Raw genomic sequence first — 26,722 nt, 5'->3', positions numbered from 1 at the left:
AGGATCAACCGCTCGTCCACAGTAGAAAAGATCTACCAGACCAGGCCGCCCAACCGCCACCCGAGACACGCTCTAAGACCGGCTATGAGATCCCCTTCACGCGGCATTTCTACAAGTACATCCCGCCCCGCCCTCTCGCCGAGATCGACGCCGACCTGGAGAAACAGGTCGCCAAGATCCTCGATCTGCTGCGGGAGGTCGAGCAATGACGCGATTCGGGTACGTGATGGAGAAGATCGACGAGCGCATCCCCGGCATCGACCTTCCATTGATGTCGGTGTCTCAGACACGGGGCGTCATCCGGCGCAGTCAACTCACGGATGCGCCTCAGCGAGCGGAGTCGCTAGACGCGTACAAGGTATGCCGACGGAACGACGTCGTTTTCAACAAGATGAGCATTCGCGCTGGTGCCATGGGCGTCGCCGCAGAAGATGGTCTCGTGACCTACCACTACGAGGTCATGCGGCCACGTGAAGGAACCAACCCGAACTTCATCGCCTACTTGATGAAGTCATCGTGGTTCACAGAGGAACTCATCAAGCGCGAGCGCGGGATCGGCGCAGGCGACCAAGCCAACGTCCGGACCACCGAGGTCCCCTTCTCCGTCCTGAAGACGATCGACGCGTACATCCCCGGATATACCACGCAGTGCGCCATCGCCAGCTACCTCGACCGCGAGACCGCCCGCATCGACATGCTCACAGAGGAGCAGCAGCGCCTGATCGACATGCTCCGCGAGAGGCGGAGATCCGTTATTTCATCCGCGTTGGCACCGACCGACTCATGGGTTCGTCGCCGGATAAAGCACATCGGTGAGACCAGTCTGGGGAAAATGCTCGACGCGGGCCGTGCGGTCCGCGACGGAGACCATCTGCGGCCGTACGTCCGGGCAGCAGATGTTCGTGCGGATGGCTCGGTGAATCTTGTGGACCTCAATGAGATGCCGTTCTCCGAAGCAGAGATGGAGGTGTTCGACCTCCGCGCGGGCGATGTCCTCCTAATCGAGGGCGGCGCCACGGTCGGACGTCCAGGATTCATGTTTGATTCGGCGCCAGGGATCGCTTTTCAGAAGACCGTCAACCGCCTACGGGTTGGACCGCAGGCAGATGCACGGTTCGTGTACTGGTCGATGCTCCGTCTCTACGAGTCCGCCTACTACGCCAATCACTACGGGGCTGTCTCGTTCGTTCACCTCACCGGCGAAAAGCTGAGGGAGATCGAACTTTACCTTCCTCGGCTCGACGAGCAGCGGGCCATTGCGGTCTACCTCGACGAACAAACCGCGAAAATTGACGCGCTGATCGCTGAGACGGTGCGGTTCATCGAGCTCGCCCGTGAGCGCCGGGCGGCGCTGATCACGGCGGCGGTGACGGGGCAGATCGACTTACGGGAGATGGCGTGACCGCCGATCATAGCGAGGCCGTCTTTGAGTCTGAGATCTGCGCGCACCTGGAGTCCCGAGGGTGGCTCTACTCGGTGAATGACACTGGTTACGACAGGGAGCGGGCACTCTTTCCCGAGGACCTGTTCGCCTGGCTAGAGGAGGCCCAGAAGCCGGCGTACGCGAAGGCGTTGAAGGCGGCGGGGTCGCAGGCGAAGTTCCTCGACGTGCTGACCACGGCGCTCGACAAGCCTCTTGAGCATGGTGGCGGGACGCTGAACATCCTGCGTAACGGGGTGCTGTACATCGGTGGTGGTCGGTTGAAGATGGCACAGTTCCGGCCCGACACCAGCTTGAACGCGACCACCAACGAGCAGTACGCGGCGATGCGGGTGCGGGTGATGCGGCAAGTGCACTTCTCCAACGCCGACCGACGCAGCATCGACCTGGTTTTCTTCGTCAACGGGCTCCCGGTGGCCACCGTCGAGCTGAAGACCGACTTCACCCAGTCTCTCGACGAGGCGATCAACCAGTACCGCAAGAACCGGCACCCGCTGACCAACGGGCGGCCGGAGCCGCTGTTGTCGTTCGGGCACCGGGCGCTGGTGCACTTCGCGGTCTCCAACGACCTGGCCGCGATGACCACCAAGTTGGAGGGCGAGAAGACACACTTCCTGCCGTTCAACATGGGCTACGAGAGTGGCGCGGGGAATCCGCCGGGCGAGGACGGGCGGTCGGCGACGGCGTACCTGTGGGAGCGGGTCTGGGAGAAGGACGCCTGGCTCACCATCATCGGTCGGTTGATGATCGTGGAGACCAAGGAGGAGTGGGATGTCGCGACCGGCACGTCGGTACGGCGTACAAGCATGCTTTTCCCTCGGTTCCACCAGTGGGAGGCCGTGACGAAGATCGTGGCCGCAGTGCGCGAGGAGGGGGTGGGGCATCGCTACCTGATCGAGCACTCGGCAGGGTCGGGCAAGACGAACACCATCGCCTGGACCGCGCACCGGCTGGCGCGGCTGCACGTGAACGACGAGAAGGTCTTCGACTCGGTGATTGTGGTCGTGGACCGCAACGTGCTCGACGGGCAGCTCCAGGAGGCGATCCGACAGATTGACGGGCCGGGGAAGATCGTGGCCACGATCAGCCCACAGGACGTTCGCAAAGCGGGGGCGAAGTCGAAATCCGGGCTGCTCGCGACCGCATTGAAGAACGGGGAGCTGATCATCGCGGTGACGGTGCAGACCTTCCCGTTCGCCCTCAATGAGATCCGGGCCGACTCGTCGCTGAAGGGGCGGCGGTTCGCGGTGATCGCCGACGAGGCGCACTCGTCGCAGTCCGGGAAGATCTCCTCCAAGCTGCGGGCTGTGTTGACCGCAGAGGAGGTCAAGGAAATCGAGGAGGGCGGTGCGGTCGACGTCGAGGCGATCTTGGCCGCGGAGATGACCGAGCGGGCCGAGTCGGAGAACATCTCCTACTTCGCGTTCACTGCGACGCCGAAGAACAAGACCCTGGAGCTGTTCGGTCGCAAAGGTCCCGACGGGAAGCCGGTCGAGTTCCACCTCTACTCGATGCGGCAGGCGATCGAGGAGGGCTACATCCTCGACGTGCTCAGGGGCTACCAGTCCTACGACACCGCACTGAAGATCGCCGGCCGGGCCGAGAGCGCCGACGGCGAGCTGGTGGAAGAGGCCACGGCGCGTAAGGGGCTGATGCGGTGGGTGAAGCTGCACCCGACCAACATCAGCCAGAAGGTGCAGATCATCGTCGAGCACTTCCATATCAACGTCGCCCACCTGCTGGAGGGCAAGGCAAAGGCGATGGTCGTGACCGACTCGCGCAGGGCGGCAGTGAAGTACAAGAAGGCGATCGACGCCTACATCGCCAAGCGGGCCGCCGAGGACGCCTCGTACAACTACCGCACCCTGGTCGCCTTCTCAGGCTCGGTCACCATGCCCGAGAACGAGGAGTGGACTTCGGACTGGGGGCCGCAGCCAAGCAAAGACGACGAGTTCACCGAGGCCAAGCTGAACCCCGGAGCCGGCGGGGACCTGGCCGCCGCTTTCAAGGGCGCGACATACAAGATCATGCTGGTCGCCAACAAGTACCAGACAGGGTTCGACCAGCCGTTGCTCTCGGCCATGTACGTCGACAAGAAGCTCTCCGGGGTCACCGCCGTGCAGACGCTGTCCCGGCTCAACCGCACTCACCGCACTGCGGGCGGGGAGCAGAAGCAAAAAACGTTCGTCATCGACTTCGTGAACAAGCCTGAGGACATCCGGACTGCGTTCGAGCCGTACTTCACCAACGCCACCCTGGAGACCGAGACCGACCCGTACGTCGTCGTCCACCTCTCCAACAAACTCGCCCAGGCCGGGATCTACACACCAGAGCAGGTGCGCGAGGTCGCCGCACTGTGGGTCGCCCACAAAGGCAACAACGCGCTCTCGGCCGCGATCAGCCCTGCCAAGAACGACTTCGCCCGCCGCTACGCTGCGGCGATCGAGGCCGACGACAAGGTCACCCTCAACACCCTCGACCTGTTCCGCAAGGACGTCTCCACCTACGTCCGGCTCTACGACTTCATGAGCCAAATCGTCAACTACGGCGACACCTACATGGAGAGTCTGTCGACCTTCCTACGGCTCCTGGAGAAGGTCATCACCGATTCCTCCTGGGCCGCAGAGGTCGACCTCTCCGACGTGATCCTGGTCGGGGTCAAGCACACCAAGGCGACCGCAGTCGACATCTCGCTGACCGGTGACGGCCAGCTCAAGGGCATCGGCGCCGCCGGCACCGGCACCCGGAAGGAGCCGAAGTACGTCGCACTACAGGTCGTCATCGACAAGATGAACGACCTCTTCGGTGCCGAGTCGTTCTCCTCCTCTCAGATCCGTGAGTTCGTCCAAGGACTGGTAGAGCGCCTGCTCGCTTACCCGGACCTGGTCAACCAGGCCAAGGTCAACTCGAAGAAGCAGTTCATGGAATCGCAGGACTTCCAAGCAGCGGTCACCGAGGCAGTCATCGACAACCAGGAGGCCCACAACACCATGGCCGACTACTTCTTCAGCGACGGCCCCGGCATCAACGCCGTCATCATGGCTCTCGCGGACGCCTTCCACGAAGCAGCGATCGATCAGCAGACGGACGTGTGGCACCCCGGTCCCGAAATGGGATCGAGGACGGCGCCCTAGCCTAGGGAGGTTCCGGACTGGAGACGGCGATTGGACTCCCGCGTCGTCGAGACCGGCCGCCAGCCACGAGCCAGGGTGATGGACCTACTCGAAGACCTCATCACGATCCACACGAGCTGACTCCCCCAGCCCGCGAGTGGCACGCGGTGCAGGTCAGTCGGTGAAGGAACGGTCGAGGTGGTAGTGGTGCCACCAGTCCGGGCGGTAGGTGTGGACAACGCCGTCGGTTCGGGTCAGGAGAAGGTAGTTGCCGTCCTGCACCAGTGCCGCGTCCTCGGCGCGGCCGGCGAGGGCCCTCCTGACCGCCGCCATCATGTTGGGGATCCCCGTCTCGACGATGTCGTCGGCCCGCATGGAGAAAGTCACGGAGACATACGACGTGGGGGTCCATTCCCAGCGGGCCTCGCCGTCCGCTTCGGCCTCCCAATAGCCGTCCGTTCCGGCGCGGACGGTGATGGCGTAGCCGCGTTGCTCGTACAGGCGGGCGGAGAAAAGGGCAGGGTTCGACGCTGGACGTGGGACTTCGCGGGGGTCGGCAGCGGTCAGGGCAGCTACCTCTGCGACGGGCGGGGCACCGGCCAGGACCAGGCGGAACTCCACGGCCATCAGGACGCCCTCTCAGTCTCGCGGACGATCTGACGGATCCTACCGTCGCGGGTGACCACCGCCAGTTCCTTCAACCCGCCGATCGGCCACTTGTCGAACTGCCGCCGCAAAGCCGCCACGTCACCCTCCCAATCCTTCAAGTTGAGCACCACCCGCTGCGTCTGCTCATCGTCGACCTTCTCCCGGACCTGGCTCCACACGTTGCGCACCGAGGTCCGGGCCTGTGGCGAGTAGCAGTCGAAGACGTGCCCCTCGATGAGATAGTCGGGGTCCTTGTCCGGGTTACCACGGTCACCGGTACGGTCACGGGCGTCGCCGACCTGCTGTGCCGTGGGATTCTGATGCACCCGGTAACCCTTGACGGCAACGGTGTCGGCACACTCGTTCTCCAGCTCCAGAGCTCGTCGGGTGCTGTCGTCCGTCCTGGCCCCGACTCGGGTCCGCGGACCAGTCGGCGTGCCATTCTCGATCCCGGTGGCCTTTCTACCCCACGCCGGAAGATCGTCCTGTTGCTGCTCGGACACCACACGCGGCGCATCGCCGCGGATCATCGGCGCAGGGCTGGCCGGTGGGGAAAGACCAGCCTCGATCAGTTTCCCGACGACCCCAATCCCCGCGCCTGCCCGACCGCCGCCTCAGCAGCCAGCTGCACGGCGCCACAACGCTGCACTACAAGCACCAAGACCTGCTTGACGCCGTCAAGAGACTGCAGAAGCGGACCCGGTTGTCCACCCCGCAGCACCGTACCGACGAGTTGCCTGGCCTGATCGACATGGCCGATCGTCGCGGCGGTGGCCTCACGGGCACCCGCGATTGCCTGCTGCACCTGCGCCAGCGCGGCGATGGTCTCCTGCGGAGTGGCAGCCTCCCGAGGCACACTCGCGGCAGCGCGAACCGCCTCAACCTGATGATCGGCCGCTGCGGTGAGGCTCCGCGCCCGCTCCAGACGTGCACCGATATCGAGCCGGATCCACCACTCTCGCCGCCCCGGACGGCGTCGAGGAGTCGATCCGACCCGGCTATCCACGACTGCTGGGCGCGGACCTTGCACACACGTCCGGGTACAGCAGGAAGGTTCCCTTCCTGGGGCTTGCCAGTGGCGAGAGTTCGTCGGCAGGTCGACATCGGCGTGGTGATCGCCTTGACGGCCGCTGCCATCGGATGGGGCGACACTGCCGGCGTGGCCGCCCTCGGAATGCCACGAGTCCGCCGGAATACCGGCTACGAGCAGCGCTCGCCCTAACGATCACCACCGCCGGATGCCTGGTGGCCGGCATCATTCTCGGTCGCGGGCTGCCAGCACCGTGGGACCTCTTCATCCCGCTGGCCTTCGCCCTGACCGTCGGCACCCTGGCAGGAACCGCCGTTACCTATATACGGCGTCACCCCGACGAACGACGTAGTCCCACCGAACCGGAAACATCTAGCGCCAGGCAGCCGATCACATCGCGACAAATCGGGTGCCCGGACGGCGTCGTGGTTGGATCACCCCGGCGAGGGCTCTGCGTGACTGGATGGTTAACCAGGCAGTCGGTGCCGACTCGGGTCGGCGTGCCCGCTACCGTCTGCGTATCGCGGCGGCCACGCTTCCAGATCCGCCGCGAACAGCCCAGTCCTGCACAGCACGAGGAGACACCGATGACCGACGCCACCAGCGACGCCGATCCCACCGCTGACGCCGAAGCGGAAACCGAGGAGCAGCCACAGCCCTTCGAGAACCGGGCGGCACGCCGGTCCAAGGGCAAGCCCACCGCCAACCACACCGGGGGTACCGCGAGCCGCGCCCACGGCCGTTCCGGCACGGTGCAGAGTCCTCGCCAGTACGGCAACCGTCGAAGCGGCTGACTTCGGACCTCCTGGTAACGGCCGTGTTGTAGCTGCGGCCGCTACCGGCGTCTAGCCGCAGGTTCGTTGCAGGACGGTGAAGGCGAGCCACTCGGGTGGCGCTCAGGGCACGGTCAGTCCCGGCCCTGTTCCAACAGCAGACTCGACTCGGCAGGAACCGGCGTCGGCCGCCAAACAGGCCGTGACCCGTCGGGTAGCGCGCGACTCGCGGCATGACCGGACGCCGAGAGGTTCCGGCTACTCCAGCCGGGCTGCGACGCGACCAGCGGTGGAGGCGGTTGTCCCACGCCGTGGTGGGTGTCCGGCTCCGTGACCGGGAGAGGCTATCGCGACGGTGGTGACAGCAGGCGATCGGGAACGGGCAGCCGACGTGCCGCGAGGACGGCCAGGCCTGCACCCGTCGCGTTCAACAGCACGTCGTCGATCGATGAGACGCGTCCGAGCGCGAGGGCGTACTGCAGGGCTTCCACCGCGGTCGACATGCCTGCAACCGCTACGACCACAGATGCGAACCGGACCTGCCACCCCATGCCCAGACCGAACCCCACCGCCGCGAACACCAGTAGATTGCCCACGATCTGGAAGAACGCGGTCAGCGGATGGCCGGCGAGGATCTCCACAAGGTCACGCAGCGGCACCAGCCGAACCTCTCGGGGTGCGTCGAGTGGGGTGAGGACCACCATCAGCCACGGCAGCGTCCAGACCGCCATGACCGTCGTGGCCAAGGCCCGCCGGACCGCCAGCTCCGCTGGGACGCCGCGCTGCCGGTAACAGGCCACGAGGTGACGTCTGCCGACCAGGCTGGCCATGACGAGAGCCACGGCAGTCACCATGACCGGAAGCCAACGCAGGTACCCGCCCGGGATCATCGGGACGCATCATAGTCCGGCCGGGTGTCACCCCACGCCAACGATGTGTGTGGAGAAGCAGGGCCACATCGATTCCGATGCCTGACCGGCCGGCGCGCCACCCGGAGCAGCCGGATGAACCGTGTGGTCTCCTCGGGTAGCGCTTGGGCGGCAGGCCGCGTCCCATGGCCGACACAGTGCCCTGGCGAGCCGGTTCCGACTGCCATACTCCCTGGTGGTCGGCTCGGTCTGCGGATCATGCTCCGATGTTGTCTCTTGTGGACATTACAGTGATGCCCCTGCGGCGGCGCGGCGAACTACAGTGACGTAGTTTTGGCGCTCAAGATCCCTGGGGAGGGCGAGCCGAGATGATGGGTCCATCGCACGCGTTGTCCGGCGCGGCGGTATGGCTGAGCGGGTCCTGGGCGCTACAGCAGTTCTACGACTACGAGCAGTCTCCGTTGGCCCTGGCCGCCGGCACGGCCGTCTGTGCCGGTGGGGCCCTGCTGCCCGACCTCGACCTGTCCGGCAAGGTGACCCGCAACAAGGGTGGGGCGACCGTGGCCCGTACCTTCGGGGTCTTCTCGTTGTTCATCGCCGAGGTGGTGGAGAAGATCTCGCTGGGCGTCTACTACGCCACCAAGCTCAGCCGCGACCCCAAGCGCAACAACGGCCACCGGACCCTGACCCACACCATCCCGTTCACCGTGCTGGTCGGCTGGGGCACCACCACTCTGTGCGCGAAGTACGGCAAGTGGGCGGTCATCGGCATCCTGTTCTTCATGATCGGTCTGGCGCTGCGCGGGTTGTTCGACAAGTGGGCCGAGCGGGCGGGCTGGCTCATCGTCACCCTGATCTCCGCCGGTGCGGCCGTGGTCACCGCGACCAACCTGCCGGGTGATCGGGGGTACCCGTTGATCGGGCTGGCGGTCGGGGTGGGCTGCTTCGTGCACATCCTCGGCGACATGATCACCAGAGCCGGGGTGCCGATCCTCTGGCCGATCCCGATCAAACGCCGGATGTGGACACCGATCAGCCTGCCCGACAAGATCGCTCTGCGGGCCGGCGGGCGCACCGAGATGGCCATCGTCCGCCCCGCACTGACCGTCATCTCGATCCTGGCCTCGATCGGCCTGCTAGCCCCCACCCTCCTGAACAAGTTCAACATCGACGGCTAACCCCCCCCCCCCCCCCCCCCCGGGCCCCCCCCCCCCCCCCCCCCCCCCCCCCCCCCCCCCCCCCCCCCACCCCCCCCCCCCCCCCCCCCCCCCCCGCCCCCCCACCCCCCGCCCCCCACCCACCCGCAGCCCTCCCGGCCGGCCCCCAGGGTCGTTGACCATGAGGTTGACGGCAGTGTTGATCTCCTCGACTGCCGCTAACCTCATGATCAACGGGGCGAGCGGCGGGCGTGGGGCGGGTGGGGTGGGGTGGGGGTTTATTCATGTTCGCCTATTGACGTGGCCGTAGCGTGTGGCCTACGTTCGTCGAAACGTTTCGACTAACCGCTTCGATGCACGGGGCCGGCTTACCGCAGGGAGGTGCCGGGGTGGCGACCATGCATGATGTGGCGCGCCTGGCCCAGGTGTCGGTCAGCACGGTGTCGTACGTGCTCACCGGGGCCCGCCCGATCTCCCAGGCCACCCGGGACAAGGTGCTGGCCGCCATGGCGGAGTTGGACTATCAGCCCAACGCCATGGCCCGTGGGCTGGCCAGCCGGCGCAGCCGGATTCTGGGCCTGCTGCTGCCGATGGACGAACGCGGCCTGGGCGCCACCGAGACCGCCTTCGTCACTGGCGCGGCGGCCGGTGCCAGCGCGGCCGGCTACCACCTGGTGCTCGCCCCCATCGGGGTCGGCGAACGCGACGAACTGCGCCGGCTGGCCAGTCAGCGGATGCTCGACGGGGCGCTGCTGATGGAGGTGCAACTGCACGATCCGCGGGTGGAGGTGCTGCGTGAACTCGACATGCCGCTGGTGCTCATCGGCCGCACCGCCGACACCACTGATCTGTCGTACGTGGACATCGACTTCGACCGGACGGTGGCGGAGGCGGTCGGGCACCTGGTGGACCTCGGCCACCGGCGGATCGTGTACGTCAACCACTCCGCCGAGGCCATCGCCGAGGGGTACGGCCCGGCCCTGCGTACCCGGGACGCCTTCACCGCCGCGATGGCGGCACACGGTCTGGAGCCGATGATGATCCCCACCCAGGACAGTGCGGCCGGCGGGCGCCGCGCCCTGGCCACCGCCCTGCGCCAGGCACCGGATCTGACCGCGATCCTGGCGATGAACGAGAGCGCGGTCTTCGGCCTGCTCGGCGAACTCCACAGCCGTGGCATGAGCGTGCCGGACGACGTCTCCGTGGTCTCGATGGTCACCTCGCCGCAGGTAGCCGAACTGGCCACCCCGGCACTGACCGCGATGAACTCGCCCGGGACGGCACTGGGCCGCATCGCCATCGAGATGCTGCTGCGGCAGGTCGACGGCGGTGACCGGGAGATCCACCAGCAACTGCTGCCGTGCGCCCTTCAGGTACGCGGATCGAGCGGCCCACCGCGTACCGAAGGCGGCAGGGTTGCGGACCCGCAAGCCGGCGGCCGCCGACGGCCCGGTGCGGACGACGACACCGCGGCCCTGCGTCGCGCGGTGACCCGACGCGGGCCCTGACGAAGAACCGGCCCGACACTCATCAGGCAGGAGCCGACAAGTGAAGTTCACCGACGGGTACTGGCAACTGCGTCCCGGCGTCACCGTGCTGCGACCCGGCGCGGTGGAATCGGTGGAGCCGGACGAACGCTCGTTCACCGTGTTCGCGCCCATCGGCAGGATCACCGGCCGGGGTGACACCCTCAACCGCCCGGTGGTCACCGTACGCTTCTTCTCCCCCGCCCCTGGGGTGGTCGGGGTGACCGTCGGGCACCACCATGGTGGGCTGCCCAAACAGCCCCGCTTCACCCTGGCCGAGGCCACCGATCATCCGGTGCAGGTGGAGGTGACCGGGCTCAGCGCCCGGTTGACCACCGGGGAGTTGACTGTCCGGGTGGCGCTGACCGGGCCCTGGCAGGTCGACTTCCTGCGCGGCGACCGGCTGGTCACCTCCTCCACGGAACGCAGCATCGGGGTGGTCACGGACGCCGAGGGCGGCAAGTACGTGCACGACCGGTTGACGCTCGGCGTCGGGGAGACCATCTACGGGCTGGGCGAGCGCTTCGGGGCGTACGTCAAGAACGGCCAGACGGTGGAGATCTGGAACGCCGACGGTGGCACGGCCAGCGAGCAGGCGTACAAGAACGTGCCGTTCTACCTCAGCAGCGCCGGCTACGGGGTGTTCGTGGACCACCCGGAGCACGTGTCGTTCGAGGTGGGTTCCGAGGTGGTGTCGCAGACCCAGTTCAGCGTGCCCGGACAGTCGCTGACCTACCACGTGATCGACGGGCCCAGCCCGAAGGAGGTGCTGCGCCGCTACACCGCGCTGACCGGCCGCCCGGCCCGGGTGCCCCCCTGGTCGTACGGGCTGTGGCTGTCCACCTCGTTCACCACCTCGTACGACGAGAAGACCGTCACCGAGTTCATCGACGGGATGGCCGAGCGGGACCTGCCGCTGTCGGTGTTCCACTTCGACTGCTTCTGGATGCGGCAGTTCCACTGGGTCGACTTCATCTGGGACCCGGCCACCTTCCCGGACCCGGAGGGGATGCTGCGCCGGCTGCACGAGCGCGGGCTGAAGGTGTGCGTCTGGATCAACCCGTACATCGCCCAGCGGTCGTACCTGTTCGAGGAGGGACGGCAGGCCGGCTACCTGGTCCGCAACCCGGACGGGTCGATCTGGCAGTGGGACAAGTGGCAGGCCGGGATGGCGCTCGTCGACTTCACCAACCCCGAGGCCGCGCGGTGGTACGCCGACAAGCTCAAGGTGCTGCTCGACATGGGCGTCGACTGTTTCAAGACCGACTTCGGGGAACGCATCCCGACCGAGGTGATCTGGCACGACGGCGCCGACCCGCAGCGGATGCACAACTACTACTCCTACCTCTACAACAAGACCGTCTTCGAGTTGCTGGAGGCCGAACGCGGGACGGGTGAGGCCGTGGTCTTCGCCCGCTCGGCGACCGCCGGTGGGCAACAGTTCCCGGTGCACTGGGGTGGCGACTGCGAGTCCACCTTCGTGGCCATGGCGGAGTCGCTGCGCGGTGGGCTGTCCCTGGCCGCCTCCGGCTTCGGGTACTGGAGCCACGACATCGGCGGCTTCGAGGGCACCCCGGATGCGGCGGTGTTCAAACGCTGGATCGCCTTCGGGATGCTCTCCTCCCACTCCCGGCTGCACGGCTCCGGCTCGTACCGGGTGCCGTGGGCGTACGACGAGGAGGCCGTCGAGGTGCTGCGCCGGTTCACCCGGCTCAAGTTGAGCCTGATGCCGTACCTGGCGGCGGCAGCCGACGAGGCCCACCGGGAGGGGATACCGGTGATGCGGCCGATGATCCTGGAGTTCCCGGACGACCCGACCACCGCCTACCTGGACCGGCAGTACATGCTCGGGCCGGACCTGCTGGTCGCCCCGGTGATGAGCGCCGACGGGCAGGTCACCTACTACGTACCGGCCGGCACCTGGACGAACCTGATGACCGGGGCCCAGGTCACCGGGCCGGGTTGGGTGAACGAGAAGCACGGCTTCGACACCGTGCCGGTGCTGGCCCGGCCGGGCGCGGTCATCCCCTTCGGGTCGGTCACCGACCGGCCCGACTACCCGTGGGCCGACGACGTCCGGTTGCGGCTGTACGCCCCGACGCCGGGGCAACGCACCCGGGTACGGATACCGTCGCCGGGCGACGGGCCGGGCACCGAGTTCGAGGTGCACTACCGCGACGGGACGGCCACCGCCGAGGTGGTGGCGGGAGTCTCGGCCGGATACCGCTGCGAGATCACGGAGGTGGCAAGGTGAGCGACGTACGGTTCCCCCCGGGCTTCATCTGGGGTACGGCCACGGCGGCGTACCAGATCGAGGGGGCGGCCAAGGAGGGCGGCCGGGGACCCTCGATCTGGGACACCTACAGCCACACCCCGGGACGCACCCTCAACGGGGACACCGGCGACGTGGCGGCCGACCACTACCACCGCTGGGCCGACGACCTCGACCAGTTGGCCGCCCTGGGTGTCGGGGCGTACCGGTTCTCGATCGCCTGGCCCCGGGTGCAGCCCGGCGGTTCCGGGCCGATCAACCAGGCCGGGGTGGACTTCTACTCCCGGCTGGTGGACCGGCTGTTGGAGCTGGGCATCCAGCCGGTGGCCACGCTGTACCACTGGGACCTGCCGCAGGAGTTGGAGGACGCCGGGGGTTGGCCGGCGCGGGACACCGCCGCGCGCTTCGCGGACTACGCCACCGCCATCGTCGGGGCCCTCGGCGACCGGGTGCACACCTGGACCACCTTCAACGAGCCGTGGTGCTCGGCCTACCTCGGGTACGCCTCCGGGGTGCACGCGCCGGGGCGTACCGAACCGGCTGCGGCGCTGGCCGCCGTACACCATCTGAACCTGGCCCACGGGCTGGCCGGGCGGGTGATCCGGGAGCTGGCACCCGCCGCGCAACTGTCGGTCACCTTGAACCTGCACGTGATCCGACCGGCCTCGGACTCGGCCGCCGACGCCGACGCGGTACGCCGCATCGACGCGCTGGCCAACCGGGCCTTCCTCGGCCCGATGCTGGACGGGGCATACCCGGCCGACCTGCTGGCCGACACCGCCGGTGTCACCGACTGGTCCTTCGTCCGCGACGGCGACGAGCGCACCTCGGCGGTGCCGTTGGACGTGCTCGGGGTCAACTACTACTCGACCACCCTGGTCCGCGCCTGGGACGGCGCGTCACCGAAGTCGGACTCCGACGGGCACGGCCGCTCGGCGCACTCGGCCTGGGTCGGCTCGGAGCAGGTGGAGTTCCTGCCGCAGCCCGGCCCGTACACCGCGATGGGCTGGAACATCGAACCGGCCGGGTTGACCGAGCTGCTGCTGCGGCTGCACCGCGAATATCCCGACCTGCCACTGATGATCACCGAGAACGGTGCCGCCTTCGACGACGAGGTCTCCCCCGACGGCGCCGTCCACGACGACCGCCGCGTCGACTACCTGCGCCGCCACATCGCCGCCACCCACGTCGCGATGGCCGCCGGCGCGGACGTACGCGGCTACTTCGTCTGGTCCCTGCTGGACAACTTCGAGTGGGCGTACGGCTACGACCGCCGCTTCGGCATCATCCACGTCGACTACGACACCCAGCAACGCACCTGGAAAGACTCCGCCCACTGGTACCGCACCCTGACCACCACCAACACCCTCCCCTGACCACCACGCCCTAACGCGGGCCTGAGCGCCCGTCGATCTTGCACTTTCTGTCCCCGCATAGGTGGCATTCCGCCCATCTCGGCGACCAAAAGTGCAAGATCGACGGGGAGAGGGGCCGCGCTGGGGCGGGCGGGGTGGGGGCGCGGGGGCGTGCGGGGGTGGGGCTAGACGGGGATGCGTTGTTCGGGGACGGAGAGGCCATAGAGGGCCATGAGTTCGGGGGTGTCTACGCGGCTGCCGTCGGCTACGGCGTCGCAGGCGATGTCGACGATCTGGTCCTTGTGGGCCAGCAGGTAGGGGCGGGCCCCGACGTCGGCGCTGGCCAGGGTGGCGATGCCGGCCCAGTGCCGGCGGCCGAACAGCATGGGGTAGCCGCGCAGGCCGTTGTAGGTGGCGCAGACCAGCACGTCCGGGAAGGGCAGGGCGGTCACCCGGCGAACGGCGGCGGCGGTCAACCCGGGCATGTCCACCGGCACCACCACTACCGCCTCGATGCGGTCGTCGTCCAACCCGGCCAGGCCGGCGCGGATGGATGAGCCGACCCCGGTACCCCAGGCCCGGTTGACCACCACGGTGGCGCGGTCCAGGTCGGCGGTCTCGCGGACCTGGTCGGCCGCGGCGCCGAGGACGACCACGATCTGCCCGCAGCCCGCCTCGGTCAGCGTGTCGATCATCTGGTCGACCAGGGGCTTACCGCCCTGGTGCAGCAGGGCCTCCGGGCCGCCGATACGGCGACCACCCCCTGCGGCGATGATCATTCCTGCGATCCGGTTCAGAGCCGGGCTCCCTCCCACGTGGGGCGGCCTGGCCCTGGCCGTCCCCCTCCTACGCACACCGATTGCAACGACTGGCGCCAAAGGAGGGTGGCGGGGCAAATCGTATAATTTGGGTATCCTTCGCCAATCATTTGCTACTCGATGAGGTTGGCGGACCGACAGTGGTCGGCGCTGTCGCTAGCCGCCGTCGCCGACCGCCGGGGTCAGGACGATCTGCCAGGCGCCGGTGACGTGCTCGGGTACGACCTCGACCCGTACCCGGTCACCGTGGTGCAGGTCGAGGTCGAAGTCACTCTTCCACTGGCCGCCGGTGTCGCCGTACATCGCGGTGCCGGTCGCCTGGTAGTCCCACCACTCGCCGACGGCGACCTGCACACCGGCGACCCGTACGCGCAGCAGACCGGGCGTCTGGGACACCATGTCGATGGACGTCAGCGTCGGCCAGGTCAGCTCCCTGCTCACCGGGCGGGTCGGGTCCTGGGGGTCCGATCGGAGGATGATGACGTTCTGGCACAGCGCCTCGCTGCATCCCGCCGGCAGATCCGTCTCGGTCAGCGGGTTGAGGGTGCCCGCCGGCCGGGGCGGCAACGGAAAGCGGTCGAACGGCATCCGCTCGCCGATGGCGATCCCGACCTCCCCGCGCTCGGGGACCGGCACCGCCATCTCGCCCGCGTCGCCGGACCGGTAGGCACCGGTGACGGTCAGCACGACGGTGGCCGGTTGGCCGACCGTGACGCCCAGACCCGCCCAGTCGTGCGGACGCAGGCTGCCGTCGTGGCACGTTCCCTCGGTGACGAGCCGGCCGGCGACATGTACCGTCCGCTCCACCGTGATGTCCTCGTCGACGGCGTCGCAGCGGGTGAAGATGACCAGGTCGAGGGTGGTCGGCACCACTGTCACCTCGACCCGGCGCGTCGACAGCGGGACACTGCGGGCGGCCACCACGCGGGCCCCGTTCGCGTACTCCGGGAATCCCTCGACGGTCGGGGTCGACGACGGGCTGACCGCGGGAGTGGGGGTCAGGTCCGGACGCACTCCGGGGAGGACGAGAGTCACGGTCGCCGCCACGACGACCCCGGCGGTGGCCCAGGCCGCGATCCGCCGCCGACGACGCGCGCGCACCTTGGCGCGTACGCCGTGCAGCCGGGCCCGGTGCGTGGCCTGCTCGATCGCGGCGTGGGAGCGCTCGTCGAGCACCTGCGTGAGATCGGTCAGGTTCATCGCGGCATCCCTTCCGGAGCTAGCGTCTCGTCCAGTCGCAGCTTGGCCAGCGCCCGGCTGGCCTGGCTCTTGACCGTGCCGACCGAGCAGCCGAGGGTCTCGGCGACCTCGTGTTCGGACAACTCCTCGAAATAGCGCAGGACGAGCACGGCCCGCTGTCGGCGCGGCAGCCGCCCCAGGGCGCGCCAGAGCTGGTCGCGGTCGTCGAAGCCGGTGTGCGGATCCGCCGCCACACTCACCTCGGGAAGCTCGGCGGTGGGCAACTCTCCGCGCCATCGCCGTCGCCACCAGGAGGCGTACGTGTTGACGATGATCCGGCGCACGTACGGCTCGGGATCGCCGTCGATGCGCCGCCACGCCTCCCAGGCCCGCGCCAGCGCGGTCTGCAACAGGTCCTCGGCCAGCGCCCAGTCCCGAGTGAGCAGGAAGGCGGTACGCAGCAACCGCGTCGACCGAGTCGCGACGAAGTCGTCGAAACCCTCCGGTGTGTTCACCCGTGCCCGCCCTTCCCCGCAAGACGCCTCACCGAGGTAGTACCGGCCGCGCCCGAGGAAAGGTTGCCTTGGGCAGTGTTCCGGTTCGCTCAGGCCGCGTCGGCGTAGGACTCGACGATCGACAGGTCCAGCGGGAAGCGCACCGGGGTGTCGCCGAACAGCAGGGCGGTGGCCTGCCTACCGGCCCGCTGGACCGCCTCGGCCACCGTCTCGGCCTGCTCGGCCGGGCAGTGCACGATCACCTCGTCGTGCTGGAAGAAGACCAGCTCGGCCTCGGTGCCGGCCAGCTCGCCGCGCAGCACCGCCAGCAGGGTGGAGGCCCACTCGGCGGCGGTGGCCTGGATGACGAAGTTGCGGGTGAACCGGCCCCGGGACCGCGCCGCCCGGGCCCGGGGCGACTGCGGGTCGCCGGCCGCGTCCGGATCGACCGGCCCCTCATCGGTGGCGAAACCCGCCGTGCCCGGCGGGCAGGTACGCCCCAGCCAGGAGCGCACCAACCCGCCGGCCTCACCGGTACGCGCCGCCGCCTCGACGTACCCGAAGGCCGTCGGGTAGTTGCGCCGCAACACCGCCAGGGCCGGTACGGCCGCCCCGCCGGTCTGCCCGTACATCGCACCGAGCAGGGCCAGCTTCGCCCGCCCCCGGTCACCGCCGAAGGCGTCCCGCGCCAGAGCCGCGTACAGGTCCCCGGTCGCCCCCGCCCGCGCCAGCCCGCCGTCACCGGAGACGGCCGCCAGCACCCGGGGCTCCAACTGCCCGGCGTCAGCCACCACGAACCGCCAACCCGGATCGGCCACCACGGCCCGGCGGATCACCTTCGGGATCTGCAACGCGCCACCGCCCCGGGTGGCCCACCGACCGGACACCACCCCGGCGGGCACGTACTCCGGTTGGAAGCGGCCGTCGCGGACCCAGGCGTCCCGCCAGGCCCAGCCGTGCGCGGTCCAGATCCGGTACAGCTCCTTGTACTCCAGGACCAGCGGCACCGCCGGATGGTCGACCCCGCGCAGCACCCAGGACCGGGTGTTGGGCAGGTCGATGCCGGCCCGGGAGAAGGCCCGCAGCAGCTCGGCCGGGGAGTCGGCATGCAACTGGCGTACGCCGAAGGCCTCCGCGATCCGGGCGGCCAGTTCGGCCAGCCGACGCGGCGGGCCGCCCACCGGGGAGGGCTCTCCCAGCAGCTCGGTGAGGATGGTGTCGTGCACGTCGGCCCGCCAGGGCAGCCCGGCCGCCCCCATCTCGGCGGCGATCAGCACGCCGGCCGACTCGGCGGCCACCAGCAGGCGGAACCGGCCGGGATGCCCGGTGGCCGCGATGCGGTCGAGTTGGTCGGCGTACACCCGGGTCAACGCGGTGATGCCGGGGCCCGGCGGCCCGGGCACGGCCTCGAAGAGTGCGGCCTGCCCGGCCCCGGGTGGGGCGGCGGCCCGCGGCGGCGGATCGGGCGGCACCGGCGCGCCGGTCAGCCGGGCCCAGGCCGCCGCCAGGGAACGCGGCTCACCCCAGCGGCCGGCGTGGCCGAGCAGCAGGGACTCGGTCAGCTCGACGTCGTGGCAGCGCTCGACCCGGACCCCGGCGCGCAGCAGGCTGGGGTAGAGGGTCGCGCCGGAGGCCCAGACCCAGCGGGGCCGGTCCTGGGCCTCCCGCGCGGCGACGGCGGTGGCGAGGTCGGTGACGGGCTCGGGCGGACCGGCGCACTGCCCGTCCGAGCGCAGCGGGCACAGCACGCCCGCACCGCCCTCCCCCGCCACCACCGCGACCAGCACACCCCCATCCTGCCCGTACCCACCGACACGCTGCCGCGCCTCGGTCCGTCCGGGCGGTGTTACGGGATCACCAGACGCAGGTGCCGTTGCGGAAGCTCACCTTCGTCACGTTCACGTGCAGATACAGGTCTCCGCCACCGGGGTTGGCACATCTCGTGTACTCCGACGCGCCGAACGTGAAGCTGATGTCGACGCTGCGTGAGGTGTAGTTGTAGAAGTACAACCCGGTGACGCCGCCGGACCAGTTGGCGGCGGTCACCAGGGACGGAGTCCCCCACGGGTTGAAATCAGGCCAGATGCAGAGCACGCCCTGCGAGCAGTTCCCGGGCGGGTGGCTCTCATCCGACGTGTGCGCGGTCGCCGCCGAGGCGGGAGCGGCGGCGACCAGCACGCCTGCGACGGCCGCGGCGACAGCGAGGGACTTCAGCATGTTCTTGAGCACGGTTCACCTGACTTGTCGATTGTCGGTATCGGATTCGCCGAGCGGATCACCACACGCAGGGCTGCGTGTGGACTTTTACCGTTGTCACGATCCCGGGCCAGTACGTGTCCTGCCCGTTGCCGGGGGTGAGGCAGATGGTGAAGGGGCCCCACGGCGAGTCATGCTGCCAGCGGAAGGTGATGTCGACGTTGCGGGAGGTGTTGTTGTAGAACAGCCCTCCCGGGATCTCGCCGGACCAGTCGGTGTTGGTCGTCAGGGCCGGCGTCATCCATTCGTTCCATTCGGGCCAGAGGCAGAACACGCCCTGCGGGCAGTTCCCGGACGGCCAGATTCCGTTTGACGCCTGGGCCGGGGCCGCCGAGGCGGGAGGGGCGGCGGCCAGCACGCCTGCGACGGCTGCGGCGGCAGCGAGGGACTTCAACATGGTCTTGAGCATGGTTCACCTACTTCTCGTGGTGGGGATTCACCGGCAGTTGCGCGTGTGGAAGACCACCTTCGTCACGGTCATCGGCACGTACAGGTCCGCGTCGCCAGGGGTGGCGCAGAAGGTGCCGGCGTAGGCCGTCCCCGGCAGGAACCAGTCGATGTCGACGTTGCGGGAGGTGTAGTTGTAGAAGTTGAACACCGTGACGCTGCCGGACCAGTCGGTGGTGGTCACCAGGGAGGGAGTCGCGGTGGGGCCCTCCGGCGGGTGGTCCCAGTTGGCCCAGCCGCAGAACGTGCCCGGCAGGCAGTTTCCGGGCAGATATCTTCCCCACCCCGACTCGGCGGTTGCCGCCGAGGCGGGAGGGGCGGCGACAAGCACTCCTGCCACGGCCGCGGCGACAGCAAGGGACTTCAGCACGGTTCACCTGCTTTCCGTGAGACAAACATCGATCTACATCGAACTTACTCGTTAAGATATTGACGAGTCAAGCACCTGATGTCGGTTCGCTCATCCACGGAGGAAGCGGGGACGACGGGGCGCAGAACCGTTACGGCGCAATGGCGGGGTCCGCGCGAGCGGGACACCACCATCGCGCCGAAACGGAGTTGATCAGCCAGGTAGCCCGGACCCGGCGTTCACCTGTGCGTACGGTGGCAGGTTCGGGCGGATCGGGTGGCCGTCGCGGACGGCGGTGGCGGTGTCCACGATGGCGGCCAGGGCCGCCCGGAACAGCAGGGAGCCGGTGCTGATCCGCCGCACGCCCAGTTCGGCCAGGGCTGCGACGGTGTGCCGGTCCGGCAGGAACAGAATGTTGACCGGCACGTCGACGGCGGCCACGACGGCCGCGATGTCGGCGGGCTCGGACAGGCCGGGAATGAACACCCCGTCCGCACCGGCGTCCGCGTAGCGCCGTACCCGGCTGACCGCCTCGGCCAGATCGCCGGGACGCTGCCAGTGCGTGTCGGTGCGGGCGTTGACGAACAGCTCCGGCACCTCCCGCTTCACCAAGCGGATCAGTGTCGCGTGCTCCGCCGCCGGACGCAGGGCGTCCTCGACGTTCACCCCCACCGCGCCGGCCTCGGCCACCGCGACCGCCGCGGCGACCGATCCGGTCTCGATGTCGACGGTCAGCTGCACCGGCAGCGCCGCCAGGCTGCGGACGAGCGCCAGGCTCTCGGCCTCGGTCGCGCCGACGCCGTCGGGCAGGCCGTTGGTGGCCGCGACGCCGAGACTGGTGGTGCCGAGCGCGGGAAACCCGGCCTCGACCAGAAGGCGGGCCGACGCCACCTCCCACACGTTCGGCAGGACCAACGGGTCACCGGCGCGATGCAACGCCGCGAAGCCGCTCATCGGTGTGCTCCGGCCACCAGCGCGAGCGCATGGGCGCGGCCGGGGCAACGCCGAGGGCCCGCGCCGAACGCCAGGTCGCCGGCCAGGCGTACCCGGACCACCTCGCCGGCCTGGACGGTCACGCCCGCCACGGTGGTGGTGACCAGCGCCTGCCGCCTGGTTGCCGGCACCGGCGGATCATCGCGCAGCACGTCGTCGACCCGCCGGTGCCGGGTCCGGTCGATCAGGGCGGCCGTGGCCTCGCACGCCTGCACGAGCACACCGATGCGGGCTGCGGTCGGTTCGTCGAAGCTGCCGCCGAAGATCGCGACCAACCGGTCCACCGCGGCGTCCGCCCGCGGCTCGTCGCCGGTGCCCGGCTGGTAGGCCTGCGCCACGTCGCGGACCAACTCCACCACGGACCCGGTCACCCCCAGCCGACGGGCCAGGGCCGTCACCGGGTGGACCGCACCGGCGTGGCGCAGCGAGTCCGGCGAGATCTGGTCCAGAATCGCCGTCGACAACGCGCGCCGCCGTTCGTGCTCGGTGCCTTGGCTGAACCGGCCGACGGTGGCCCGCAGCCAGGCGACCCCGGCGCAGGCGGGCGGAACCGGTGGCACCACGAATGCCGGGTTGGTCAGCACGGCGAGGGCCGTCTCGCGGCCGTGGATCTCCTTCTCGCGGCGAAGGCTACGGCCAGAACCCTTCGATGAGCACCGAACTGTCGTACCCGACAATTGGCCGGTGACCTTCGCTGCTGACCTCGCCGGGCTCGCGGCGCTGCTGGCCGACGAGACCCGTGCGGGGATCTGCCTCGCGTTGCTGGACGGCCGGTCGTGGACCGCGAGCGAACTGGCCGCGCACGCCGGTGTCGCGCCCTCCACCGCCACCGCGCACCTGCATCGTCTGGTCGCCGGCGGCCTGCTCGTCGAACGGCGGCAGGGTCGACACCGGTACGTACAGCTCGCGGACCCTTCGGTGGCACAACTGTTGGAAGATCTGGCGGCGCGTACCGAGCCGCGTCCTGCCCGCACCGGCAGTCTGCGGGCGGCCACCGCCAGCGCGGCGCTGCGCCGGGGCCGCACCTGCTACGACCACCTCGCCGGACAGATCGGCGTGGCGGTGACCGACGCGATGACCGGGCAGGGGCTGCTGGACATCGACGCCGGCTTCACTCTGACTCCCGCCGGACGGGCCTGGCTGGCCGACCTGGTCGGCTGGGATCCGGCGCAGCCACGGCCGGGCCGCCGACCGCTGGTGCGCGGCTGCCTCGACTGGACGGAACGCCGTGAGCACCTCGGCGGGTTGGCCGGCGCGAAACTGTGCGAGACGTTTCTCGACAACCGGTGGGTGGTGCGGATCGGCTCCGGCCGCGCCGTACGGCTCACCCCTGCGGGGCACGCCGCGCTCCGCGACCACCTGGGCATCACGTTCGACAATCGGTGAGCCGGCTGTCGGCCTCGGTGTCACGCAGCCCACCGATCGGGTGGCCGGTCTCGTGGCCCGCGAACACCGAAGGCGCCACCGGTCTCGTTACTTGCTCACACCGGCGGTGAGGCCGGACTGCACCTGGCGCTGGAAGACGATGTAGACGATCAGCACCGGCAGCATCGCCATGGTGACCCCGGCGAACAGGCCGGACCAGTCGGAGCGGTAGCCCTGGTTGACCGAGAGTTCGATCAGGCCCTGGGAGATGACCTGCTTCTTCGGTTCGTCGGCCACCGACTGCATCAGCAGGGTCGGCAGGTACCACTGGTTCCACTGCCCGAGGACGTTGAAGATGCCGATGCTGATCAGGCCCGGTTTGGCCATCGGCAGCATGACGCTGAAGAACAACCGGCTGTGGGAGGCCCCGTCCACCATGGCCGCCTCGGCGATCGCGTCCGGCAGGGTACGGAAGAAGGAGTGCATGAAGAAGACCGTGAACGCCAGCGACCAGGCCACGTAGACCAGGATCAGCATGAAATAGCTGTTCGGGCCGAGGAAGGGCAGGGTCACGCCCATGTTGTAGACGCCCTTGAACAGCGGCACCGCGGCCAGGTAGACCGGCAGGGTCAGCCCGGACAGGAACATGTAGTAGATCAGCCGGTTGCCGGGGAACTCGTAGCGGGCCAGCACGTACGCGGCCATCGAGCCGAGCAGCATGGTGAGGAAGACGCTTCCGGTCAGCACCAGCACGGTGTTGAGGAAGAACGAACCGATCTGTCCCTCGGTCCAGGCCCGGGCGAAGTTGTCCCACTGCAACGTCTCCGGGAACAGCGACAGCGGCTTGCGGATGACCTCCGAGTCGGTCTTGAGCGCCGACATGACCACCCACAGCAGCGGGTAGACCACCATGATCGCCCAGACGGCCAGGAAGAGATGCGAGAAGCCGTTGAAGATCTTCGCCCCGGCGCCGCCGCCGTCGACGGCGGCGCGTGGGCCCGGCGTACGGTCCGACGGTGGGGCCTGACCGGGCCCGGCCGGAGGGTGGGTCACCGTGCTCATCGTCGGTGTCTCCTCAGTACTCGATGCGCTCACGACGGGTGATCCGCAGCTGCAACGCGGCCAGCAGGATCGTGAAGATCGCCAGGGCCACCGCGATCGCACAGGCGTAGCCGAACTGGCCCCGCTGGAAGGCGTTGAAGTTGATCACCGAGGCGAAGATCTCGCTGGCGTGGTTCGGGCCGCCCTGGCTGGGGGTCATGATGTAGACCAGCGCGAACATGTCCAGCGCGATGAAGCCCAGGTACACCCAGGCCACCGAGACGGTGTCCCGCAGCAGCGGCAGGGTGATCCGGAAGAAGGTGTGGAAGCGGCCCGCGCCGTCGAGGATGGCCGCCTCGTAGATGTCCTTCGGGATGGACTGCATAGCCGCCGAGAACAACACCATGTAGAAACCGGCGCCGCTCCAGACCGCGATCACCAACAGCCACCACAACACCGCCGGTACGCCGAGGAAGGGCTCCGGGTCGTACACGAAGGTGATCGGGTCGTTCTGGTCGACCAGACCGATCTTCATCAGTACGCCGTTGATCAGGCCCTGGCCGTCCGCGCGGTAGATCTGTTGCCACATCACCGCGATGACGACCAGGGACAGCACCTGCGGGAAGAAGAAGATCACCTTGTACAGGCCGGAGCCGAAGACCCCCCGGATGCCGGCCTTGTCCTCGCGTCCGCCCACATTGAGCAGGAACGCCAGGAACAGGGCCAGCGCGATGGTGAACAGCGGCACGGTGACCAGGAAGAAGACGTTGTGCCAGAACGCCTTCCTGATCAGCTCGTCGGAGAACAGCCGGAGGTAGTTCTCCAGCCCGACGAACTGTTGCCGGTCGGAGTAGCCGCCCCAGTCGGTCAGCGAGTATCCGGCCGCCTGGAGGAAGGGCCACACCACGTAGAAGAGGTACAGCCCGACCGGCAGCGCCAGGAAACCCGTGACGAAACGCCCAACACCGTGCCGCATCGCCGCTCACTTCCTCGTTCGGTCGGGTGTCAGGCGTCGCGGGTCTGCTTGGTGATCGACGAATCCTTGGCCACCTTGTCCGCGGCGGCCTGCATCTTGTCGACGAACTGCGCGGCGGTGACCCGGCCGGCCATCAGCTCCTGGGAGAGGTTCTGGCTCTCCTTGTCCAGGTCGGCGTAGAAGTTCCAGAACTTGACCGAGACCAGGTCCTTCGGCGCGTTCTTCATCAGCTCGTTGGCGCTGGCCAGTGCCGAGTCCTGGACCTTGTCGCCGGAGCCCACGGTCGAGGCCAGGGACTTGGTCAGCTCGGCGAACTTCGCCGAGCCGGCCTTGGAGAGCACCGCCCGCAGGAACTCCTTGGCCGCCGCCTTGTTCGGCGCCTTGCTCGGCACCACGATGTTCTCGCCGGCACCGGCGTACACGTCGTTGGGGGCCTTGTCGGTGGCGCCCAGACCCCAGTAGTCGGAGATCTTCATCTCGAAGCCGGGCGGGATGGTCGCCGCCATCTCGTTCTTCAGCCAGGTGCCGACCTGGATGAAGGCGGCCTTGCCGTCCAGCCAGGCCTGCTGCGACTGGGTGTGGTCCAGCCGGCCGGGCAGCAGCAGCTTGTCCTTGACCAGCTTCTCCCACTGCTCCAGCGCGGGCAGCACGCCCTCGGCCCGCCAGGCGTTCTCCTTCAGGTTGTCGATGTCGATGACCGCCTGCTTACCGGCCGACTTCCAGATGGTGGCCATCAGCGCCCAGCGCGGGTAGTAACCGTGCACGGCGTCGTAGACGTACGGTGCGATGCCCTTGGCCTTGATCTTCGGGGCGAGGGCGAAGAACTCGTCGAAGGTCTTCGGCGGCGCCCAGCCCTCCTTGCTGAACAGGGCGTCGTTGTACCAGTTGCCCCAGACGGTGTAGGCGACGTTCACCACGTAGAACTTGCCCTGGAAGGTGCCGTCGGCCACGGTGCCCGGCAGCAGGGTGTCCGCCACCGTCCCCGGGCTGTCCCAGGCCGGGGCGGCGAGCAGGTCGTCCAGCGGCTCGATGGCGCCCTCGTTGACCAGGGTGCTGACGTCCATCATGTCGGCGCCGGAGTTCATCACGACGTCGCTGGGGGTGGTCGCCATCTTCGGCTGCTCTTCGGTCTTGATCTTCTGGGTGGAGCTCATGTTGACCGTGACGGTCGGGTGCTTGGCGTTGAAGATCGCCTTGTCTTCCTGCGCCCAGGCGTCACCCAGGCCACCGTTGAAGATGACCACCTTGACGGCGCTGTTCTCCTGCACGCCGAAGGGGTTGTCGTCGCTCTTCGCCCCGGCGTTGTCGTTGCTCGGGCTGGGCGTGCTGCCGGCGCAGGCGCTGAGCAGACCGGCGGCGGGGGTCACCAGGAGACCCGCGGCCGCCGCGCGGCGCAGCAGGGTCCGGCGGTCGAGTTCGGGGTTGACGGACATCGTTCGGCTCTCCTTGTGGTGTCGGGTCAGGTGAATCGGCGGTGCGGCGGCCTGGCGTCGTGGTTCATGCGGAGGCCGCTCGCGCGGCCTTGTGCCCGTCGACGGCCTGGGCGGTACGCCGGAAGGCCGCGTGGGCACGGTCATGGGTCCGTTGGGCCACCGCGATGTAGAGCAGGTCCAACACGACCAGTTGCGGGTGCCGGGCCGACAGGGCGTCCGGCCGGAAGGTGGTGGCCTGGCTGGCGGTGAGCAGCACGATGTCGGCCAACTCGGCCAGTGGGGAGCGGCGGAACCCGGTCAGCGCGATCGTGGTGGCCCCCCGGCTGCCGCCCTCGGCGAGCATCTCGATGGCCTCCCGGGTCTGACCGCTGTGCGAGATGCCCAACGCGACATCGCCGGGCCGCAGCAGGGCGGCGGCGGCGAGTCCGGAGTGCACGTCGTTCCACGCCCAGGCGGCCACCCCGATGCGGTGCAGGCTGAACTGCATCTCCTCCCCGACCAGGGCGCTGCCGCTGGCGCCGAAGATGTTGACCCGGCTGGCTCCGGCGATGGCGACCGCGGCCCGTTCCACCTCGGCGAGATCGAGCAGCGCGGCGGTGTCGTGCATGGCCCGGGTGTCGGCGGCGATGATCTGCTCCAACACCCGTTCCAGAGGGTCGCCCGGTTGGATCTCGCGTCCGATGTCGACGCTCCACCCGGCCGAGCGCGCTCGGCCGGTCTCGGCGGCGATGCCCAACCGCAGGTCGGCGTAGCCCTCGAAGCCCATCGCCCGGCAGAACCGGGTCACTGTGGCCGGTGAGGTGCCGCTGCGTTCGGCCAGCTCCACGATTGTCGCGCGGGCCGCCGCCGCCGGGTCGCTGAGCACGTGTTCGGCGACCCGCCGCAGCGCCCCGGTCAACTCGTCGGCGCCGGTCCGGACCCGGGCCAGTATCCCGTCGGACGCCACGCCAAGGGAGTCCCGCCGGTCGATCCCGTCGACGTCGGCCACCGCGGCGCCCGCGGAGGTGTCCGCCTCGTGATCAACCATGGGAAGCCTTTCGGAAAAGACTGTTAACTGTTAGTGGTAAAAGTTCTTACTAAAGGCACCTCCATGTCAAGACCACGGGCGAAGTTTTCAAACTGTTACCAGTCGCGCAGCCCCGACCACCCCGCCGTCGACCACCACGACGCCGCCATGACCAGCACGA

General features: G+C 68.8%; 26 protein-coding genes. 9 read left to right on the top strand and 17 right to left on the bottom strand.

Annotated features, from left to right (window positions below; translation table 11 throughout):
- The 3 genes from ACLQ2T_RS24325 to ACLQ2T_RS24315 all read left to right on the top strand — a co-directional run.
- Positions 1–209 (top strand): hypothetical protein (locus tag ACLQ2T_RS24325; RefSeq protein WP_425768674.1); only part of this gene is annotated, 209 nt, incomplete at its 5' end.
- 17 nt (positions 210–226) lie between these two features.
- Positions 227–1,402, top strand: coding sequence for a restriction endonuclease subunit S (locus ACLQ2T_RS24320; protein WP_425768673.1), 1,176 nt, complete (start codon positions 227–229; stop codon positions 1,400–1,402).
- A gap of 74 nt (positions 1,403–1,476) precedes the next feature.
- The gene (locus ACLQ2T_RS24315) at positions 1,477–4,575 is read left to right on the top strand and encodes a type I restriction endonuclease subunit R (RefSeq protein ID WP_425768672.1); all 3,099 of its coding nucleotides are present in this window, start codon (positions 1,477–1,479) and stop codon (positions 4,573–4,575) included.
- Positions 4,576–4,728: 153 nt separating this feature from the next.
- On the opposite strand, the gene ACLQ2T_RS24310 is transcribed toward ACLQ2T_RS24315, so the two are convergent.
- The 3 genes from ACLQ2T_RS24310 to ACLQ2T_RS24300 form a co-directional block, all read right to left on the bottom strand.
- Positions 4,729–5,181, bottom strand: a complete 453-nt coding sequence (locus ACLQ2T_RS24310) for a SitI3 family protein (protein ID WP_425768671.1) — start codon at positions 5,179–5,181, stop codon at positions 4,729–4,731.
- Positions 5,181–5,579 carry a hypothetical protein gene (locus ACLQ2T_RS24305; protein WP_425768682.1) on the bottom strand — a complete coding sequence of 133 codons (399 nt, stop codon included), beginning with the start codon at positions 5,577–5,579 and terminating at the stop codon, positions 5,181–5,183. The genes ACLQ2T_RS24310 and ACLQ2T_RS24305 overlap by 1 nt, the downstream gene beginning before the upstream one ends.
- A gap of 191 nt (positions 5,580–5,770) precedes the next feature.
- A complete protein-coding gene (locus ACLQ2T_RS24300) occupies positions 5,771–6,139 on the bottom strand; it encodes a DUF6244 family protein (protein WP_425768681.1) in 369 nt (122 codons plus the stop codon).
- 680 nt (positions 6,140–6,819) lie between these two features.
- Between ACLQ2T_RS24300 and ACLQ2T_RS24295 the strand changes: the two genes are divergently transcribed.
- A complete protein-coding gene (locus ACLQ2T_RS24295) occupies positions 6,820–7,026 on the top strand; it encodes a hypothetical protein (protein WP_327025103.1) in 207 nt (68 codons plus the stop codon).
- A 323-nt stretch (positions 7,027–7,349) separates the two neighbouring features.
- On the opposite strand, the gene ACLQ2T_RS24290 is transcribed toward ACLQ2T_RS24295, so the two are convergent.
- Positions 7,350–7,835, bottom strand: a complete 486-nt coding sequence (locus ACLQ2T_RS24290) for a VanZ family protein (protein WP_425768670.1) — start codon at positions 7,833–7,835, stop codon at positions 7,350–7,352.
- A 407-nt stretch (positions 7,836–8,242) separates the two neighbouring features.
- Between ACLQ2T_RS24290 and ACLQ2T_RS24285 the strand changes: the two genes are divergently transcribed.
- From ACLQ2T_RS24285 to ACLQ2T_RS24270, 4 genes are all read left to right on the top strand, one after another.
- Positions 8,243–9,052: a metal-dependent hydrolase gene (locus ACLQ2T_RS24285; RefSeq protein ID WP_425768669.1), complete on the top strand. Its 810-nt coding sequence runs from the start codon at positions 8,243–8,245 to the stop codon at positions 9,050–9,052.
- Positions 9,053–9,429: 377 nt separating this feature from the next.
- Positions 9,430–10,539 carry a LacI family DNA-binding transcriptional regulator gene (locus tag ACLQ2T_RS24280; protein ID WP_425768680.1) on the top strand — a complete coding sequence of 370 codons (1,110 nt, stop codon included), beginning with the start codon at positions 9,430–9,432 and terminating at the stop codon, positions 10,537–10,539.
- Positions 10,540–10,579: 40 nt separating this feature from the next.
- Positions 10,580–12,811 carry an alpha-xylosidase gene (gene yicI, locus ACLQ2T_RS24275; protein ID WP_425768668.1) on the top strand — a complete coding sequence of 744 codons (2,232 nt, stop codon included), beginning with the start codon at positions 10,580–10,582 and terminating at the stop codon, positions 12,809–12,811.
- A complete protein-coding gene (locus ACLQ2T_RS24270) occupies positions 12,808–14,205 on the top strand; it encodes a GH1 family beta-glucosidase (RefSeq protein ID WP_425768667.1) in 1,398 nt (465 codons plus the stop codon). Before yicI ends, ACLQ2T_RS24270 begins: the two co-directional genes overlap by 4 nt.
- Positions 14,206–14,369: 164 nt before the next feature.
- On the opposite strand, the gene ACLQ2T_RS24265 is transcribed toward ACLQ2T_RS24270, so the two are convergent.
- The 9 genes from ACLQ2T_RS24265 to ACLQ2T_RS24225 form a co-directional block, all read right to left on the bottom strand.
- Positions 14,370–14,963, bottom strand: a complete 594-nt coding sequence (locus ACLQ2T_RS24265) for a nucleotidyltransferase family protein (RefSeq protein ID WP_425768666.1) — start codon at positions 14,961–14,963, stop codon at positions 14,370–14,372.
- 195 nt (positions 14,964–15,158) lie between these two features.
- Complete coding sequence (locus tag ACLQ2T_RS24260) at positions 15,159–16,202, bottom strand: hypothetical protein (RefSeq protein WP_425768665.1); 1,044 nt, start codon at positions 16,200–16,202, stop codon at positions 15,159–15,161.
- Positions 16,199–16,696 (bottom strand): SigE family RNA polymerase sigma factor, encoded by a 498-nt coding sequence (locus ACLQ2T_RS24255; protein WP_425768664.1) that lies wholly within the window; start codon positions 16,694–16,696, stop codon positions 16,199–16,201. Before ACLQ2T_RS24255 ends, ACLQ2T_RS24260 begins: the two co-directional genes overlap by 4 nt.
- A gap of 89 nt (positions 16,697–16,785) precedes the next feature.
- Positions 16,786–18,462 carry a bifunctional 3'-5' exonuclease/DNA polymerase gene (locus ACLQ2T_RS24250; RefSeq protein WP_425768663.1) on the bottom strand — a complete coding sequence of 559 codons (1,677 nt, stop codon included), beginning with the start codon at positions 18,460–18,462 and terminating at the stop codon, positions 16,786–16,788.
- A 67-nt stretch (positions 18,463–18,529) separates the two neighbouring features.
- Positions 18,530–18,904 (bottom strand): hypothetical protein, encoded by a 375-nt coding sequence (locus tag ACLQ2T_RS24245; protein ID WP_425768662.1) that lies wholly within the window; start codon positions 18,902–18,904, stop codon positions 18,530–18,532.
- Between the two features lie 46 nt (positions 18,905–18,950).
- Positions 18,951–19,340, bottom strand: coding sequence for a hypothetical protein (locus tag ACLQ2T_RS24240; RefSeq protein WP_425768661.1), 390 nt, complete (start codon positions 19,338–19,340; stop codon positions 18,951–18,953).
- A 27-nt stretch (positions 19,341–19,367) separates the two neighbouring features.
- Complete coding sequence (locus ACLQ2T_RS24235) at positions 19,368–19,748, bottom strand: hypothetical protein (RefSeq protein WP_425768660.1); 381 nt, start codon at positions 19,746–19,748, stop codon at positions 19,368–19,370.
- A 192-nt stretch (positions 19,749–19,940) separates the two neighbouring features.
- Positions 19,941–20,681 (bottom strand): isocitrate lyase/PEP mutase family protein, encoded by a 741-nt coding sequence (locus tag ACLQ2T_RS24230; protein ID WP_425768659.1) that lies wholly within the window; start codon positions 20,679–20,681, stop codon positions 19,941–19,943.
- Positions 20,678–21,304 carry a hypothetical protein gene (locus ACLQ2T_RS24225; protein WP_425768658.1) on the bottom strand — a complete coding sequence of 209 codons (627 nt, stop codon included), beginning with the start codon at positions 21,302–21,304 and terminating at the stop codon, positions 20,678–20,680. Before ACLQ2T_RS24225 ends, ACLQ2T_RS24230 begins: the two co-directional genes overlap by 4 nt.
- Before the next feature lie 100 nt (positions 21,305–21,404).
- Between ACLQ2T_RS24225 and ACLQ2T_RS24220 the strand changes: the two genes are divergently transcribed.
- Entirely contained in the window at positions 21,405–22,106 is a 702-nt protein-coding gene (locus ACLQ2T_RS24220) for an ArsR/SmtB family transcription factor (RefSeq protein WP_425768657.1), read from the top strand.
- Between the two features lie 87 nt (positions 22,107–22,193).
- Here ACLQ2T_RS24220 and ACLQ2T_RS24215 read toward each other — a convergent pair whose 3' ends face one another.
- The 4 genes from ACLQ2T_RS24215 to ACLQ2T_RS24200 form a co-directional block, all read right to left on the bottom strand.
- Positions 22,194–23,147, bottom strand: a complete 954-nt coding sequence (locus ACLQ2T_RS24215) for a carbohydrate ABC transporter permease (RefSeq protein ID WP_425768656.1) — start codon at positions 23,145–23,147, stop codon at positions 22,194–22,196.
- Between the two features lie 13 nt (positions 23,148–23,160).
- Positions 23,161–24,102, bottom strand: coding sequence for a carbohydrate ABC transporter permease (locus ACLQ2T_RS24210; protein ID WP_425768655.1), 942 nt, complete (start codon positions 24,100–24,102; stop codon positions 23,161–23,163).
- Positions 24,103–24,131: 29 nt separating this feature from the next.
- On the bottom strand, positions 24,132–25,535 hold the full coding sequence (gene ngcE, locus ACLQ2T_RS24205) for an N-acetylglucosamine/diacetylchitobiose ABC transporter substrate-binding protein (protein ID WP_425768654.1): 1,404 nt from the start codon (positions 25,533–25,535) through the stop codon (positions 24,132–24,134).
- Positions 25,536–25,599: 64 nt separating this feature from the next.
- Complete coding sequence (locus ACLQ2T_RS24200) at positions 25,600–26,562, bottom strand: MurR/RpiR family transcriptional regulator (RefSeq protein WP_425768653.1); 963 nt, start codon at positions 26,560–26,562, stop codon at positions 25,600–25,602.
- Positions 26,563–26,722: the final 160 nt, after the last annotated feature.

It is taken from the genome of Micromonospora sp. DT229, assembly GCF_049844505.1.
GTDB lineage: Bacteria > Actinomycetota > Actinomycetes > Mycobacteriales > Micromonosporaceae > Micromonospora.
This window is presented reverse-complemented; position numbering and strand designations above follow the sequence as displayed.

Coding starts and splice junctions, on each gene's coding strand:
- ACLQ2T_RS24320 (WP_425768673.1), top strand. CDS start 227: ATGGAGAAGATCGACGAGCGCATCCCCGGCATCGACCTTCCATTGATG.
- ACLQ2T_RS24310 (WP_425768671.1), bottom strand. CDS start 5,181: ATGGCCGTGGAGTTCCGCCTGGTCCTGGCCGGTGCCCCGCCCGTCGCA.
- ACLQ2T_RS24295 (WP_327025103.1), top strand. CDS start 6,820: ATGACCGACGCCACCAGCGACGCCGATCCCACCGCTGACGCCGAAGCG.
- ACLQ2T_RS24290 (WP_425768670.1), bottom strand. CDS start 7,835: ATGGCCAGCCTGGTCGGCAGACGTCACCTCGTGGCCTGTTACCGGCAG.
- ACLQ2T_RS24285 (WP_425768669.1), top strand. CDS start 8,243: ATGATGGGTCCATCGCACGCGTTGTCCGGCGCGGCGGTATGGCTGAGC.
- ACLQ2T_RS24280 (WP_425768680.1), top strand. CDS start 9,430: ATGCATGATGTGGCGCGCCTGGCCCAGGTGTCGGTCAGCACGGTGTCG.
- ACLQ2T_RS24265 (WP_425768666.1), bottom strand. CDS start 14,963: ATGATCATCGCCGCAGGGGGTGGTCGCCGTATCGGCGGCCCGGAGGCC.
- ACLQ2T_RS24260 (WP_425768665.1), bottom strand. CDS start 16,202: ATGAACCTGACCGATCTCACGCAGGTGCTCGACGAGCGCTCCCACGCC.
- ACLQ2T_RS24240 (WP_425768661.1), bottom strand. CDS start 19,340: ATGCTCAAGACCATGTTGAAGTCCCTCGCTGCCGCCGCAGCCGTCGCA.
- ACLQ2T_RS24230 (WP_425768659.1), bottom strand. CDS start 20,681: ATGAGCGGCTTCGCGGCGTTGCATCGCGCCGGTGACCCGTTGGTCCTG.
- ACLQ2T_RS24215 (WP_425768656.1), bottom strand. CDS start 23,147: ATGAGCACGGTGACCCACCCTCCGGCCGGGCCCGGTCAGGCCCCACCG.
- ACLQ2T_RS24210 (WP_425768655.1), bottom strand. CDS start 24,102: ATGCGGCACGGTGTTGGGCGTTTCGTCACGGGTTTCCTGGCGCTGCCG.
- ngcE (WP_425768654.1), bottom strand. CDS start 25,535: ATGTCCGTCAACCCCGAACTCGACCGCCGGACCCTGCTGCGCCGCGCG.
- ACLQ2T_RS24200 (WP_425768653.1), bottom strand. CDS start 26,562: ATGGTTGATCACGAGGCGGACACCTCCGCGGGCGCCGCGGTGGCCGAC.